The following is a 13,900-nucleotide window of genomic DNA, read 5'->3' on the forward strand; positions in this document are numbered from 1 at the left end:
CAAACTAATCTATCAAAAAATGATACTATTTATTATTCTTGGAATAATTTTATTAATTTTAAGTTTTACATTAAAAAGCAATGTAAATCCGTTTTCTAAATTTGCGAATGCTCTGAAAATTAGTGGAGTTTTACTAATCGCTTTGGGATTATTTTCTTCAATGTTTAAACAAATTGACGCGGGTAAAGTGGGAGTTCAATCGCTGTACGGAAGTGTACAGCCCGATGTTCTTGAAAGTGGTTTACATTTGATAAACCCATTATTGGATGTTACTGAATTTGATATTCAAACTCAAAACTACACCATGTCAGCAATTCATGGAGAAGGTGCTCAAGCAGGTGACGATGCCATTCGTGTTTTGTCAAATGACGGTCTGGAAGTGATCATTGATTTGACCGTTTTATTCCGTGTTTCTCCAGAATCAGCACCAAAAATTTTCAAACAAATTGGAGTTGATTATTCGGATAAAATTGTACGTCCCGTAACTAGAACACGTATTCGTGATAACGCGGTTTATTATGATGCAGTAGCCTTATATTCTACCAAAAGAAATGAATTTCAGCAACGAATTTTCAAAACTATTGAAACTGATTTTAAAACTAGAGGATTAGTTTTAGAGCAATTGTTAATTAGAAATATCAATCTTCCTACTTCTGTAAAAACAACTATTGAAAGTAAAATAAATGCCGAACAAGATGCACAAAAAATGACTTTTGTACTTCAAAAAGAAAAACAGGAAGCAGAACGAAAAAGAGTGGAAGCTCAAGGTATTGCGGATTATCAAAGAATTATTTCGACAGGTTTGTCAGATAAACAATTACAATACGAACAAATAAAAGCACAAAAAGAACTAGCGGCTTCTGCTAACACTAAAATTATTTTTATGAATGGTAGAGGGAATGCTCCAGTTATTCTTTCTGATAAATAGATTTTAAAAAAGTTTATTCGGTTATTTGTTTAATCGTTTAAGCGAATAACCAAAAACAACGATTAAACATAAAAAAATGGAATTACCAAAATTTTTACTAGGCGACAATACTGATTTTCCGGAAGATATTTTTATCATACACTTAGATTATCCAAGATTCATCATCAATCTAAAAGATGATGAGGTAGAGTTTATGGAGGAAGCAGAGGATCTTGACGAAGCAGAATTAAATGCTGAAATGGAAGGATTAATCGTTCTTGCCAATGAATTTTATGACCGAGAAATTAAACTTTACGAAGAGTAGTTAGTGTTTTTTGTTTTAAATTTATTCATATTCAAATGAATTTTTTTTTATGTATTCTATGTACATTTTTGGTATAATTCTTATAATTAAAGGGATTCTCAACTTTTTTCGTTTGAAATTAAATCAAATGTAAACGCAAGAGATGCCTATAATTTTGGACATGTTCTAGGATATATTATCGGTAAATTTGGTAAGATTGCTCTTGGTGTTATAATGTTAAAATATGGATACCAGACTTATTTAGAAGAAAAAACAAGAACAGAATAGATTAGTCTTTTTTAAATATTTTTCCAATAATTTTTGGGCGGCTGTAAATGGTGAAGTTTCATCATTTACAGCCGCTTTCTTATTTTTTTTTAAATATTTTTGGATGATTTAAAATAAATTTTACATTTAAATGAATTAGTTGTATTTTTAACAAGTTAGTTTGTAGTTCGTTAGCGTTTAAAATAATAATAAAAAGTAAGGTAACAAAAACTAACCTCTATTGATATACTACTATAAACCATTAAATCTAAACCGTCATGAAGAATGCAAAAACAATTTCAAAAGTCCTTCTCTTTATATTTTTATTGGCGCAAAATAGTTTTGCTCAATTAAAAAATTCAGACGGATCTAAAAAAGAGAAAAAGGCACAAACAGACAATTCTTTAAATGAAAAAAGCAATATAAATAGCATAAATGGGGGAATGCCAAATAGAATTTCGATGAATGTTACCGTTCCAAAACAGACTCAAGGGGCAACATTTGGCGAAAAAGTGAATGCGGGTAAAATAAATGTGATTTTAGTTGAAAGAGGTTGTGTCGTTTTATTTCCTTCAAATACAGGATATAGGGTCAATACCGCCAATAATAGTATTGTTGAATTGTCTAAAAATGAGAGTCTCGCTTTTGATGAAAAAGTAAATCAAAGGCTACATGCCGCTGGTGGAGCATTATCGCAAGGTGCTTCGTTATTGGGCGGGGCTTTACCGGGTGGCGCTATTATTTCGGCAGCAGTTTCAAGTGTGGGTAATTTAGCAGGTGGTGCTGGAGGAGGTGCAGCTTCAGCTTCGTATGCAAAAACTGGAAAACTGTTTTGGAAAATGGAAGATAACGATAACGATTCGATGCTGGAATTACAAGAAGGGGATTTCGAATTAGTATTTGTTATTGTTGAAAAACCGACTTCAGGTATAAAAGATACCTTAAAGACTCAGGTTCGCATTGGTTTTACCATAGAAAATAGTGTTTTAAAAACGAAACACAATACTGCTAAAAATTCAGTGGGAAATATTCGTTAAAAAAGGCTTTGTGAAATTGGAGTGATTCAGTACTAAACTTTAAAATACTTTTCTAATAATAGTTGAGCGGCTGCAAAGGGTGAAATTTCATCATTTTGCACCGCTTTTTTGTTTAGTTCCAATGATTTTTTAATTTCCGGATGGTTGTAAAAATTGGTCTTCAATTGTTCATTGATGGTCTCTAACATCCAATATTGATTCTGCTCTTTTCGTTTTGCAAAGAAATAGTTATTGCCTTTTGTCAGCTCAAGGAATTTTTGAATGGTTTCCCAAACATCGGGTATTCCTTGATGGGTAATGGCGCTACAAGCAGCCGTTGTAGGTGTCCAACCTGATTTTTTAGCAGGAAAAAGATGCAATGCTCTCTTGAACTCTAATTTGGCTAAATTTGCTTTTCTAATATTATCACCATCAGCTTTGTTGATGACAATAGCATCAGCCATTTCCATGATTCCGCGTTTAATACCCTGCAATTCATCACCCGCTCCTGAAATTTTTAATAGCAGAAAAAAATCAACCATACTATGAACGGCGGTTTCGCTTTGTCCTACGCCAACGGTTTCTATGATTATGGTGTCAAAACCGGCAGCTTCACAAAGAGTAATTGTTTCGCGGGTTTTTCGAGCGACACCTCCCAGTGTTTCTCCCGAAGCTGATGGACGTATAAAAGCATTCTTGTCTTTAACTAATTCTTCCATTCGGGTTTTATCACCCAAAATACTTCCATGCGAAATCGTACTGCTGGGATCCACCGCCAAAACAGCTACTTTCTTTCCTAAACTGGTTAAGTATTTTCCAAAAGCTTCAATAAACGTGCTTTTTCCAACACCGGGAACTCCAGTAATTCCTATTCTGACAGATTTGTTAGCATAAGGCAAACAGGCATCTATGACTTCATTGGCTTTTGACAAATGGCTTACACTCGTACTTTCCACTAAAGTAATCGCACGGCTCAGAGCAGTTATATTTTCCGCTAAAATTCCTTCAACGAGTTCTTTTGCCGAAGGTTGTATTTTTCTAAATTGCTGAATATGCCCAACAGCCACAGCGCTGATAATTTCAGGAGGAGAAATACCGGGTTTTTCGTTTAAGGCGCTTGGATGATATTTTTTATTTGGCAAAATAATTTATTTGAAAAGTAAAAGTAGTGAAAACAAAAACAGTTTCAAAAAGCAACTGCCTTATGAAACTGTTTTATTGGTCCCAAAAATAGTTAAAACTTTGCACTTTAGTGCATTTCGCTTTTAGCTTCTAAAAATATTAACCGCAAATTCGCAAATTAAAAACTTGAAATAACTAATCTGTGAATTTGCCGTTTAAGTTTTTTGGTTTGGCTTTTAACCTTGCAGACTTTAAGTCTGCCAACCAAATCTATGGACTTTCAGCCCATAGTGGTTTATTTTATAAAATATACAGAATTAATACGCTGCTGTAAAACGACTTTGATGGTGTTTTGGGGTTTCAACTTCATCCGCAATAACAACTGCCAAATCTTCTACTGATAAAATGCTTCTCTGAATTTCATCAAAAACCGGATTTTCTACTTCTCAAAATAAATTTTAATGGTATTTTTGTATCCAATTCTTAATTATGAGTAACTTCATTCTAATCTTTGTCTTTTTATTTTTAGGCATTGTACTGCAAAATGTAAAAGCATTTCCCGTTGTAAATGTTTACAAGCTATTAAACAAGTTTGTTATTCATATCTGTCTTCCAGCTTTGGCTCTATATTATATTCCAAAAATTGAATGGAATAATAAGTTGCTGTATCCAATCGGCGTAACATGGATTGGTTTTATAGTTTCGTTTTTATTTTTTAGCTTTTTAGGAAATAGATTTGGATGGTCAAAAAAACTTATGGGTTGTTTGATTATAACTGCTGGTTTGGGAAATACTTCCTTTTTAGGTTTTCCAATTATCCAAGCTTTATATGGTGAAGAAGGTTTAAAAACTGCCATTTTAGTTGATCAGCCGGGAACTTTTGTTGTGCTTTCAACATTAGGGATTCTTGTGGCTACTTTATTTTCTACTGGAAGTCCAAGTGGATTTCATATCGCAAAAAAAATACTGATCTTTCCTCCATTTATTACTTTTCTGTTGGCTTGTTTAATGAATGTATTCGATTTTGATTTCTACCATTATATTCAGTTTGGTTTGCAAAAAGTGGGAAGTGTAATGACACCTTTGGCAATGCTTTCTGTAGGATTGCAATTGCGATTTGATAAGAAAAGCCAACATTGGAAATTTTTGGGATTGGGACTTTTGTACAAATTAATATTGACTCCGGCTTTAATATATTTATTGTATGTCGTAATTTTAGGCCAAAATTCAAAAACGATTCAGGTATCCATCATGGAAGCTGCTATGGCTCCAATGATTACAGCTAGTATTTTAGCTTCTACTCACGGTTTAAAACCTCGTTTAAGTAGCATGATGATTGGTTTTGGAATTCCATTATCGTTTGTCACCTTGTTATTTTGGTATTTTGTAGTTCAGTTTGTTTAAGTTTTCTAAAACGAATTTGAACCAATAATTATTAATATCGTTTTATTTGAAAATATGAATTCATCTCTTGATAATGTATCAAAAATTGATACAACTCCTATTGCGCAGCAAACGGTTTACTCCGTATTATTCTCTATTGCATTCGCCCATTTATTGAATGATTTATTACAAGCTGTTATTCCGGCAGCGTATCCTATTTTAAAGGAAAATTTCAATTTAACGTTTACACAAATTGGGTTAATCACTTTGGCGTATCAATTGGCGGCCTCTATATTGCAACCTTTGGTTGGTTTGTATACGGACAAAAGACCAAAGCCTTTTTCTCAAATTTTCGGAATGCTGTTTACCTTATCCGGAATCGTATTTTTATCCTATGCTTCCAGTTTTTCGATGATTATAATTTCGGTTGTTTTGGTTGGGATTGGTTCTTCCATTTTTCATCCTGAAGCTTCCCGAATCTCCTTTTTGGCATCTGGCGGAAAGCGTGGTTTGGCACAATCCATTTTCCAATTGGGAGGCAATGCCGGAACAGCAATAGGACCTTTATTAGTCGCCTTAATTGTGGTTCCTAATTCACAATATTACATCATTTGGTTTGTGGTTGTAGCCATTATCGGATTGATTGTTTTGAGTAGAATAGCGCTGTGGTATCAAAACCATTTGAGTTTGAGAAGTACCAAGAAAACTGTAATCGATTTGCCTAATTTGTCTCAAAAAACGATTGTAATCTCGGTGGGAATTTTGATGGTTTTGATATTTTCAAAATTCTTTTACATGGCCAGTATGTCCAGTTATTTTACGTTTTACTTAATCGAAAAATTTGGTTTATCGGTTCAGGAAGCACAATTCCATTTGGTTTTATTCTTAGCCTCTTGTGCTATTGGTACTTTAATCGGCGGGCCGCTAGGTGACAAATTCGGAAGAAAATATGTGATTTGGTTTTCGGTCTTGGGTGCCGCACCTTTTACTTTATTATTGCCGTATGTTGATTTATTTTGGACAGGCGTTTTATCAGTCTTAATTGGAACCATAATCTCGTCTGCATTTCCTGCTATTTTGGTTTTTGCACAAGAATTACTGCCTAAAAAACTCGGAATGGTTTCTGGCCTTTTCTATGGTTTTGCCTTTGGAATGGGAGGTTTGGGTTCCGCTTTATTGGGGAATCTTGCAGATCACACCAGCATTACGTATGTGTATTATCTTTGTGCCTATTTGCCTTTGATTGGAATTATAGCGCTCTTTTTACCTAATTTAAAGAAAAAATAACACTTTTTTAGGAGCTATATCCTGCTCTGCACTGTATCTTTTGTTTTTAAAGAAAAAAACAAAAGGATGCCGTTGGGATCAGGGCTAGGGCATTTGGTTTCCTAATTGCATTATTTTGCATTTTATAATTTCTTCAAATTTTCTCTTAGCCTCATTGTTGGAATTATTAATTGATTTAGCAGTAAAATAAAACTGAATAGTTACTTCTTATTGGTAATTAATAACCCGGAAATAATTATTCCCATGCTTATGATTTGGGTTAGTAAAATGGCTTGATTAAGAAAAAAATACGCCAGAATTCCACTGAATACGGGAATCAAATAATAAATTAATGCTGTTTTTGATGTGCCAATTAATCGAATGGCTTCGTTCCATAAATAAAAAGAAATTAAGGAAGCGCAGATGCCTACATAGATGGTTACCAAGACTGTTTTAGTGTCAAAAATCACTTTTTTATAATAAATATGTTCATACATATAAAAAGGGAACAGTAAAAGTGTACCAATTACAAAAACACTAAACAAAAATACTTTTGGGGTTAAATCATCCGGTTTTTGTCGGACTAGTATCGTGTAATAAGCAAAAAAGAAGCAAGCCACTAGCATTAATAAATCTCCAATGGTAAAGTTGATATGGAGTAATGCTTGTAATGAACCTTTGGAAATAAGCACTAGAACTCCTGTGATTATTGTTGCAATTCCCACTATTTTTATAGTAGAAACTTTCTCTTTAAAAATAATCCTGGAAAGTGCAACAATAAATAACGGAATCGAAATGGCGATTAACGATAAGTTGACTGCGCTCGTTGTTCTTCCTGCAAAGTAAATCAGCGTGTTAAAAATAGTGATGCCTAATACAGCCGTAAGCGTAAGATACCGAATGTGTTTCTTTACGATTTTGAAACTTTTATAAGTGCTTTTTATAGCAAATGGAGCCAAAACAATACAAGCAACTGTCCATCGCCAAAATGCCAATCCAATAGGAGGGATGTGACCTTTTATACCACTGGCAATTACCATATTTACTGACCAAAGTAAGGTAGCTAATAAGGCAAATAAAACCCCTTTAATCGTGTTATTCATTAAATAAGATTGTTAATTCTGGCATATTGTAATAACATAATGGTTTTTGCATCCTGCATTTGACCGGATTCAATCATAAAATATGCTTCGTCGAAAGGCATTTCTATAACATCAATATTTTCTTGTTCGTGTTCTACTCCACCACCTTCACTCACTTTCATGGATTCATCGTATTCGCCAACAAATAAATATAAAATTTCAGTTACTGCACCAGGTGACATATAGGTTTCCATTACTTTTTTTACTTTAGAAATGCGATATCCCGTTTCTTCCTCCGTTTCTCGAATGATACATTGTTCCGGATTATCTTGATCCAGAAGTCCAGCACAAACCTCAATCATCATTCCGGTTTCATTTCCGTTAAGGTACGTTGGCAAGCGAAACTGTCGTGTTAGAATAACTGTTTTTTGTTGTCTGTTATAAAGTAAAATGGCTGATCCGTTTCCTCGATCGTAGACTTCTCTTTTTTGGGTAATCCAAGAATCATCTTTTTTTTGATAGTCAAAAGTTACTTTGTTTAAAATGTACCAATTGTCAGAGAGTAATTCTGTTTTTTGTATTTTAATAGCTGGATTTTTCATTCGGTTGAATTGATTTTTTAACTAAAAAAAACGCTCTGAATTTTCAGAGCGTTTAGTAATCTTATTTTAGAATAGTTTGCTTTCTGTCTGGGCCTACAGAAACTATTTTGATAGGAACTTCCACTTCTTTTTCAATAAATGCAATGTATTCTTTTAACTCTGTCGGTAATTCATCATAGGTTGTCATACCCGTCAAATCTTGTTTCCATCCTTTGAAATCCTGATACACTGGAGTTACATTTTCTGGTTCGATGTTGTAAGGGAAATGAGAAATTTTCTCTCCTTTATAATTGTATTCCGTACATACTTTTAAAGTTTCAAATCCTGAAAGTACATCCCCTTTCATCATCATCAATTGCGTTACACCATTAACCTGAACAGCATATTTAAGTGCTACTAAGTCTAACCAACCACAACGTCTTTGTCTTCCGGTTACAGATCCAAATTCATTTCCTACACGTGCCATAGTTGCACCATCTTCGTCAAAAAGTTCAGTTGGGAATGGACCACTTCCTACACGTGTTACATAGGCTTTGAAAATTCCGTATACTTCCTTGATTTTATTTGGAGCAATCCCTAAACCAGTACAAGCACCAGCAGCAGTGGTATTTGATGAAGTTACAAATGGATAGGTTCCAAAATCAACGTCCAATAATGAACCTTGAGCACCTTCACATAATATTGATTTACCCGCTTTTTGAGCTTGGTGTAAATATTCTTCGCTATCGATGAAATCTAATTTTTTTAATTCTTCGATGGCTTCAAAAAATTCTTTTTCTAATTCCTCTAAATTGTATTGGATAGCAACATCGTAGAATTTAATCATTGCTTCATGCTTGTCAGCCAAAGCTCTGTAACGATCTGCAAAATCTTCTAATTCGATATCACCTACACGAATACCATTTCTTCCGGTTTTGTCCATATACGTAGGGCCAATTCCTTTTAATGTAGAACCAATTTTTGCTTTACCTTTAGAAGCCTCAGATGCTGCGTCTAATAAGCGGTGTGTTGGTAAAATTAAATGTGCTTTTCTTGAAATGATTAATTTGCTTTTGATGTCTAAATTAAATTTTTCAAGACCTTCGATTTCTTTTTGAAAAACTACAGGATCAATTACTACTCCATTTCCAATGATGTTTATTGCCGTTTTATGAAAAATACCAGAAGGAATAGTTCTAAGAACATGTTTTATTCCGTCAAATTCCAAAGTATGTCCTGCATTTGGACCTCCCTGAAAACGAGCGATAATATCATAATTTGAAGTTAGAACATCAACAATTTTTCCTTTTCCTTCATCTCCCCATTGTAATCCTAGTAATAAATCTACGGTCATTCTATCTGTTATTTGTAGTTAGTGTTATATTGAAGGGACAACTAATCAGTTATCCGTACTATTTTTGTTTTTTTATTCCATATAAATATAAGGAATGGTTGGTAATCTCTATGTCGAATATTTCTTCGATTGTTTTTTTGATACTTTGAATTCTTGGATCACAAAACTCAATTACTTCACCAGTATCCGTCATTATAATATGATCGTGCTGTTTGTCAAAATATGATTTTTCATAATGTGCCTGATTTTGTCCAAATTGATGTTTACGGACTAAAGCACAATCCAATAGCAATTCAATCGTGTTGTAAAGAGTTGCTCTACTCACACGATAGTTTTTATTTTTCATTTTGATATAAAGGTTTTCTACATCAAAATGTTCTTCGCTATCGTAAATTTCCTGAAGGATAGCATAACGTTCAGGTGTCTTGCGATGTCCTTTTTTTTCAAGATACATTGTAAAAACATTTTTTACAATTTCTTGGTTTTTGGTGTTATCTGTGGAAATGAGTGTCATATGCGGGCAAAGATAAATTTTTTAGTTTAAAGTATAAAGTTTAAGGTTTGTTTAGTTTCAAGTTTTTAGTTACAAATTGAACAAACTCAGATTTGAAAAGAAAAACTGGATTTTTTTCTATGTTTTATAAACCCTTGTTACTTTATCGATTCCGTCAATTTTTTTGATGTTATTGATCATTTTTTTCAAAATGGTATTGTTTTGAACAATTACCGCAACTTGACCATGAAAAATTCCTGCATCGGTACTCAAAGAAATACTCTGAATATTAACATGCATATTGTTTGAAATCACCTTTGTTAATTGGTTTGTTAGTCCTAAAACATCCATTCCGGTTATGTTTATAATTGCTTTGAATTCTTCTTGTGAAGAGTCAATCCATTTGGCTGTCATTATTCGGTAGGCATAATTAGATTGCATCCCAAGGGCGTTTGGACAATCTTTTTTATGCACTTTTATTCCTTCGTTGATGGTTACAAATCCAAATACGTCATCTCCAGGGATTGGATTGCAACAAGGCGATAATTTGTAATCCAGTTTGTCGTGTTCCTTGCCAAAAACAAGCATGTCGTAATTACTGCTTATGATTGGTTTATGAATGTCTTCGTCAGCAGTGCTTGGCGAACGTTTCATTTTATTTTTGAAAAAATTAATGAAAGTATTGCTTTTTTGTGCTGCGTAATCTTTGAGTTGCTGGTTTTCAATAGCGCCAATTCCTACTCTATAAAATAAGTCTAAACTCGTTTTTAGTTTGAAAAAGTTAACCAATTCGTTAACCACTGATTCGTTTAACGTTATTTTTAAATGCTTTAGTTTTCGAGTAAGGAGTTCTTTTCCTTCCTCGCCAATTTTCTTGGTGTTTTCGTTTAAAACATTTTTTATTTTCGTTTTGGCTCTGGAAGTAGTTACATAATCAAGCCAGTTGATTGTAGGTTTTTGATGTTGCGAGGTGATAACTTCAATTTGATCCCCACTTTTTAGTTCAAAATTCAAAGGAACTAACTTCCCATTGACGCGTGTTCCTCTGGTTCTAATTCCTATTTCTGAGTGAATACTGAAAGCAAAATCAAGAGAGGTGGCGCCTTTAGGCAACGATTTTATTTCTCCTTTTGGAGTAAATACAAAGATTTCTTTAGAATATAAATTCATTTTGAAATCTTCCACAAAATCTACTGCATTCGTTTCTGAACTTTCCAGGGCTTCTTTTAGTAAGTTTAGCCAAACATCGAGACCACTTTCTTCAGTAGCGCCATTTTTATATTTGTAGTGTGCTGCGTATCCTTTTTCGGCAATTTCGTCCATGCGTTCGCTTCGAACCTGCACTTCAACCCAGCGGCCTTTTGGCCCCATTACCGTGATATGTAGCGCTTCGTAACCCGTAGATTTTGGTGACGAAATCCAGTCACGCAAACGACTTGGGCTTGGTCTATAATGATCGGTTACGATAGAATATATCTTCCAGGCAATAAATTTTTCGTCATGAGGATTTGATTTGTAAACGATGCGCAAGGCAAACTTATCATACACTTCGTCGAAGCTTACGTTCTGCGCTTTCATTTTTCGACGAATAGAGTAGATAGATTTTGGACGACCTTTTATAATGTACTCAACTTCTTCTTCATCCAAAGCTGTTTTTAGAACTGCTGTAATATCAGCAATGTAGGCATCTTGCTCTTCTTTGGTTTCTTTTATTTTGCTTACAATATCATTATAAACTGCAGGTTCCGTATATTTTAATCCTAAATCTTCCAGCTTAGTTTTTATGTTATATAAACCCAATCGGTGCGCTAATGGGGCATATATATATAAAGTCTCCGATGCAATTTTGGTTTGTTTGTCTTCCTGCATCGATTCCATAGTTTGCATATTGTGCAAACGATCGGCTAGTTTTATCAGAATTACACGAACGTCATCATTCAGCGTAAGAATCATTTTCCGGAAATTCTCGGCTTGTAATGATGCATTCAAATCCTTTTGAACCAAGGATATTTTGGTCAAGCCTTCAACAAGTTGTGCTACTTTTGGATTAAACAAACGTTCGATATCCGGAACCGTCATTAGCGTGTCTTCGACAACATCATGCAATAACGCAGCGGCAATGGATGTGGCTCCCAAGCCTATTTCTGAGGCAACAATTTTTGCAACAGCAATAGGATGAAAGATATAGGCTTCTCCTGATTTTCTTCGTTGGTCTTTATGCGCATCTACTGCAACATCAAAAGCCTTACGAATAAGTTTTTTGCCTTCCGGAGTTAAGGTTTGGTAGCTTATGCGAAGTAATTCTTTGTATTCTTGAGCAATTGCTTTATTTTCTTTTTCTAAATCTATTTCTGTCATAACGGCATGGTTCAATTCCTAAAAATAACAATAAGTTGGGAGATATGCAAGTTAAAAAGGGATTCTAAATGTAAATCACAAAATTGATTTTTTAACAAGATTATTGCACTTTACTAAAACCCAAATCCTGAAAATCATAACTAAAATCAGTCAACTCAGAAATTGGTTTCATGGTTAATTTAACCGCCTTTCCGGTTGCATCACATTCAAAAAACAGATGCGCATCTGCATGGAAATAGGCATTATCCCATTTAACTACATAATTTGTGTCTTTGTAGAAAAAAACTTCACCGGAAAGTTGAGGAGAACGTTTTGAAGCAAAGTATAATTTTCCTTTTTTTTCCGAAAGTACTGCATCTCCAAACCAATTGTCTGTATAAGTTCCAACGAAACTTTTGAAGTCTATTTTGAATTTTTCTTTTTTGTTTTTGGCTACGGTTGCCCAAACATCATCCGTTATTTTATCAGCAGAGGCTACATTCGCTTTTATTCTATTGCTATAAATGGTAACGTAATCCTCCGATTGAATTCCCAAATAACTATCTTTTATCGTGTTGGTAATCGCTCTGAAAGCGGCCCCCGATTGCTGATTGGTCAATACAATTATCCCTAAATTTAATTCTGGTATCAAAGTCACTTGGGTAACAATTCCTTCTAATCCGCCAGTGTGAGTGACTTGTTTATACCCTTTTACATCACTTAAAAACCAACCTAGTCCATAGGAACTAAAATGGGTATTGTAAGGAGCTGTTGTGTTTGTTGGGATTATCGTTTGTGGAGACCACATCTCATTATGCTCTTTTTTAGAAAATAATTGTTTGTTCTCTGAGCCATATTTTCCATTGTTCATTTGCATAATCGTCCATTTGCTCAAATCATTTACGCTGGAATAAATTCCGGCGGCAGCATCAAAAAGTTGATTTTGGTAGCGTTTGATTACTTTTAGTTTTCCGTCAATAGGAACGTGAGGCGCAATGATATTTGTGGTGTCTTTCAGTCGTAAAAAAGAAGCGACGCTATTATTCATTTCTAAGGGCTTCATCATCCGTTGTTCTACAAAATCACACCAGCTCAAACCACTTGCTACGCGAATTACTTCTCCAGCAACAATGTACAGTAAATTGTCATAATCGTATTGCGTTCTAAATGCCGAAACCGGTTTTAAATACTGTAAATTCTGAATGATATCTTGTGTGGTAAAATCGCTTCCATCAGGCCAAATCATTAAATCTCCTGCGCCAAGACCTAATCCGCTGCGATGTGTCAATAAATCCCGAATCGTAAATTCATTCGTTACATAGTCATTATACATTTTGAAATTAGGAAGGTGTTTAATGACTTTGTCATCCCATTTTACTTTTCCTTCATCTACTAAAATCGCCAAAGCGGCGCTGGTAAATGCCTTACTATTGGATGCAATTCCAAAAAGGGTATTTGCATCTACTTTTTCGTTAGTTAAAATTGATTTAACTCCATACCCTTTGGAGTGGATTACTTTTCCGTCTTTTACAATGGCTACAGCAATTCCGGGAACATTGAATGTTTTTAGCGTACGATCTACTAATTCATCGACTTGAGTCGAACTGATTTGTGCAAAAGAAATAGTGGTTGAAATTAATGCTATTGCAACGAATAATTTATTTTTCATACTATAAATTTATTTTAAGAAATGTTATTTTTTTTGGATGAGATTTGTTTCCCCTGTTTACTTCGTTTGAGTCTCCTTCGTCGAAATTGACAAAATCACGCGAAAATGGTAAAACCCAA

Annotated in this window: 12 protein-coding genes; 5 read left to right on the forward strand and 7 right to left on the reverse strand. The window is 34.2% G+C overall.

The annotated features are described in order from the left end of the window. Positions 1-19: 19 nt before the first annotated feature. The 3 genes from E0H99_RS05865 (at position 20) to E0H99_RS05875 (ending at position 2,515) form a co-directional block, all read left to right on the forward strand. Positions 20-928: a prohibitin family protein gene (locus tag E0H99_RS05865; protein ID WP_131992328.1), complete on the forward strand. Its 909-nt coding sequence runs from the start codon at positions 20-22 to the stop codon at positions 926-928. A 76-nt stretch (positions 929-1,004) separates the two neighbouring features. Continuing rightward, a complete protein-coding gene (locus tag E0H99_RS05870) occupies positions 1,005-1,232 on the forward strand; it encodes a hypothetical protein (RefSeq protein WP_091204000.1) in 228 nt (75 codons plus the stop codon). A 524-nt stretch (positions 1,233-1,756) separates the two neighbouring features. Then, complete coding sequence (locus E0H99_RS05875) at positions 1,757-2,515, forward strand: hypothetical protein (protein WP_131992331.1); 759 nt, start codon at positions 1,757-1,759, stop codon at positions 2,513-2,515. Between the two features lie 32 nt (positions 2,516-2,547). Here the strand turns inward: E0H99_RS05875 and meaB are convergent, their stop codons facing one another. Next, the gene (gene meaB, locus E0H99_RS05880; RefSeq protein WP_165930260.1) at positions 2,548-3,636 is read right to left on the reverse strand and encodes a methylmalonyl Co-A mutase-associated GTPase MeaB; all 1,089 of its coding nucleotides are present in this window, start codon (positions 3,634-3,636) and stop codon (positions 2,548-2,550) included. A 469-nt stretch (positions 3,637-4,105) separates the two neighbouring features. Here meaB and E0H99_RS05890 point away from each other — a divergent pair, with 469 nt between their 5' ends. Continuing rightward, a complete protein-coding gene (locus E0H99_RS05890; RefSeq protein ID WP_131992337.1) occupies positions 4,106-5,020 on the forward strand; it encodes an AEC family transporter in 915 nt (304 codons plus the stop codon). 54 nt (positions 5,021-5,074) lie between these two features. Then, a complete protein-coding gene (locus tag E0H99_RS05895) occupies positions 5,075-6,286 on the forward strand; it encodes an MFS transporter (protein ID WP_131992340.1) in 1,212 nt (403 codons plus the stop codon). Positions 6,287-6,486: 200 nt separating this feature from the next. On the opposite strand, the gene E0H99_RS05900 is transcribed toward E0H99_RS05895, so the two are convergent. From E0H99_RS05900 to E0H99_RS05925, 6 genes are all read right to left on the reverse strand, one after another. Next, on the reverse strand, positions 6,487-7,368 hold the full coding sequence (locus tag E0H99_RS05900; RefSeq protein WP_131992343.1) for a DMT family transporter: 882 nt from the start codon (positions 7,366-7,368) through the stop codon (positions 6,487-6,489). Continuing rightward, positions 7,368-7,949 carry a GDP-mannose pyrophosphatase NudK gene (gene nudK, locus E0H99_RS05905; protein WP_131992346.1) on the reverse strand — a complete coding sequence of 194 codons (582 nt, stop codon included), beginning with the start codon at positions 7,947-7,949 and terminating at the stop codon, positions 7,368-7,370. Before nudK ends, E0H99_RS05900 begins: the two co-directional genes overlap by 1 nt. Before the next feature lie 61 nt (positions 7,950-8,010). After that, entirely contained in the window at positions 8,011-9,282 is a 1,272-nt protein-coding gene (locus tag E0H99_RS05910; protein ID WP_113665324.1) for an adenylosuccinate synthase, read from the reverse strand. Between the two features lie 58 nt (positions 9,283-9,340). After that, positions 9,341-9,796, reverse strand: coding sequence for a Fur family transcriptional regulator (locus tag E0H99_RS05915; protein WP_035670620.1), 456 nt, complete (start codon positions 9,794-9,796; stop codon positions 9,341-9,343). 117 nt (positions 9,797-9,913) lie between these two features. After that, positions 9,914-12,133, reverse strand: coding sequence for a RelA/SpoT family protein (locus tag E0H99_RS05920; protein WP_131992349.1), 2,220 nt, complete (start codon positions 12,131-12,133; stop codon positions 9,914-9,916). Positions 12,134-12,233: 100 nt separating this feature from the next. Beyond that, positions 12,234-13,781 carry a serine hydrolase gene (locus tag E0H99_RS05925; protein WP_131992352.1) on the reverse strand — a complete coding sequence of 516 codons (1,548 nt, stop codon included), beginning with the start codon at positions 13,779-13,781 and terminating at the stop codon, positions 12,234-12,236. Between the last annotated feature and the right edge of the window lie 119 nt (positions 13,782-13,900).

This window comes from Flavobacterium sp. GT3P67 (genome assembly GCF_004349155.1).
Classification (GTDB): Bacteria; Bacteroidota; Bacteroidia; order Flavobacteriales; family Flavobacteriaceae; genus Flavobacterium; species Flavobacterium ranwuense.

Excerpts from the sequence above, each read along its gene's own strand:
- E0H99_RS05865 (WP_131992328.1), top strand. The coding sequence starts at position 20 with ATGATACTATTTATTATTCTTGGAATAATTTTATTAATTTTAAGTTTT.
- E0H99_RS05870 (WP_091204000.1), top strand. The coding sequence starts at position 1,005 with ATGGAATTACCAAAATTTTTACTAGGCGACAATACTGATTTTCCGGAA.
- E0H99_RS05875 (WP_131992331.1), top strand. The coding sequence starts at position 1,757 with ATGAAGAATGCAAAAACAATTTCAAAAGTCCTTCTCTTTATATTTTTA.
- E0H99_RS05890 (WP_131992337.1), top strand. The coding sequence starts at position 4,106 with ATGAGTAACTTCATTCTAATCTTTGTCTTTTTATTTTTAGGCATTGTA.
- E0H99_RS05895 (WP_131992340.1), top strand. The coding sequence starts at position 5,075 with ATGAATTCATCTCTTGATAATGTATCAAAAATTGATACAACTCCTATT.
- E0H99_RS05900 (WP_131992343.1), bottom strand. The coding sequence starts at position 7,368 with ATGAATAACACGATTAAAGGGGTTTTATTTGCCTTATTAGCTACCTTA.
- nudK (WP_131992346.1), bottom strand. The coding sequence starts at position 7,949 with ATGAAAAATCCAGCTATTAAAATACAAAAAACAGAATTACTCTCTGAC.
- E0H99_RS05910 (WP_113665324.1), bottom strand. The coding sequence starts at position 9,282 with ATGACCGTAGATTTATTACTAGGATTACAATGGGGAGATGAAGGAAAA.
- E0H99_RS05915 (WP_035670620.1), bottom strand. The coding sequence starts at position 9,796 with ATGACACTCATTTCCACAGATAACACCAAAAACCAAGAAATTGTAAAA.
- E0H99_RS05920 (WP_131992349.1), bottom strand. The coding sequence starts at position 12,133 with ATGACAGAAATAGATTTAGAAAAAGAAAATAAAGCAATTGCTCAAGAA.
- E0H99_RS05925 (WP_131992352.1), bottom strand. The coding sequence starts at position 13,781 with ATGAAAAATAAATTATTCGTTGCAATAGCATTAATTTCAACCACTATT.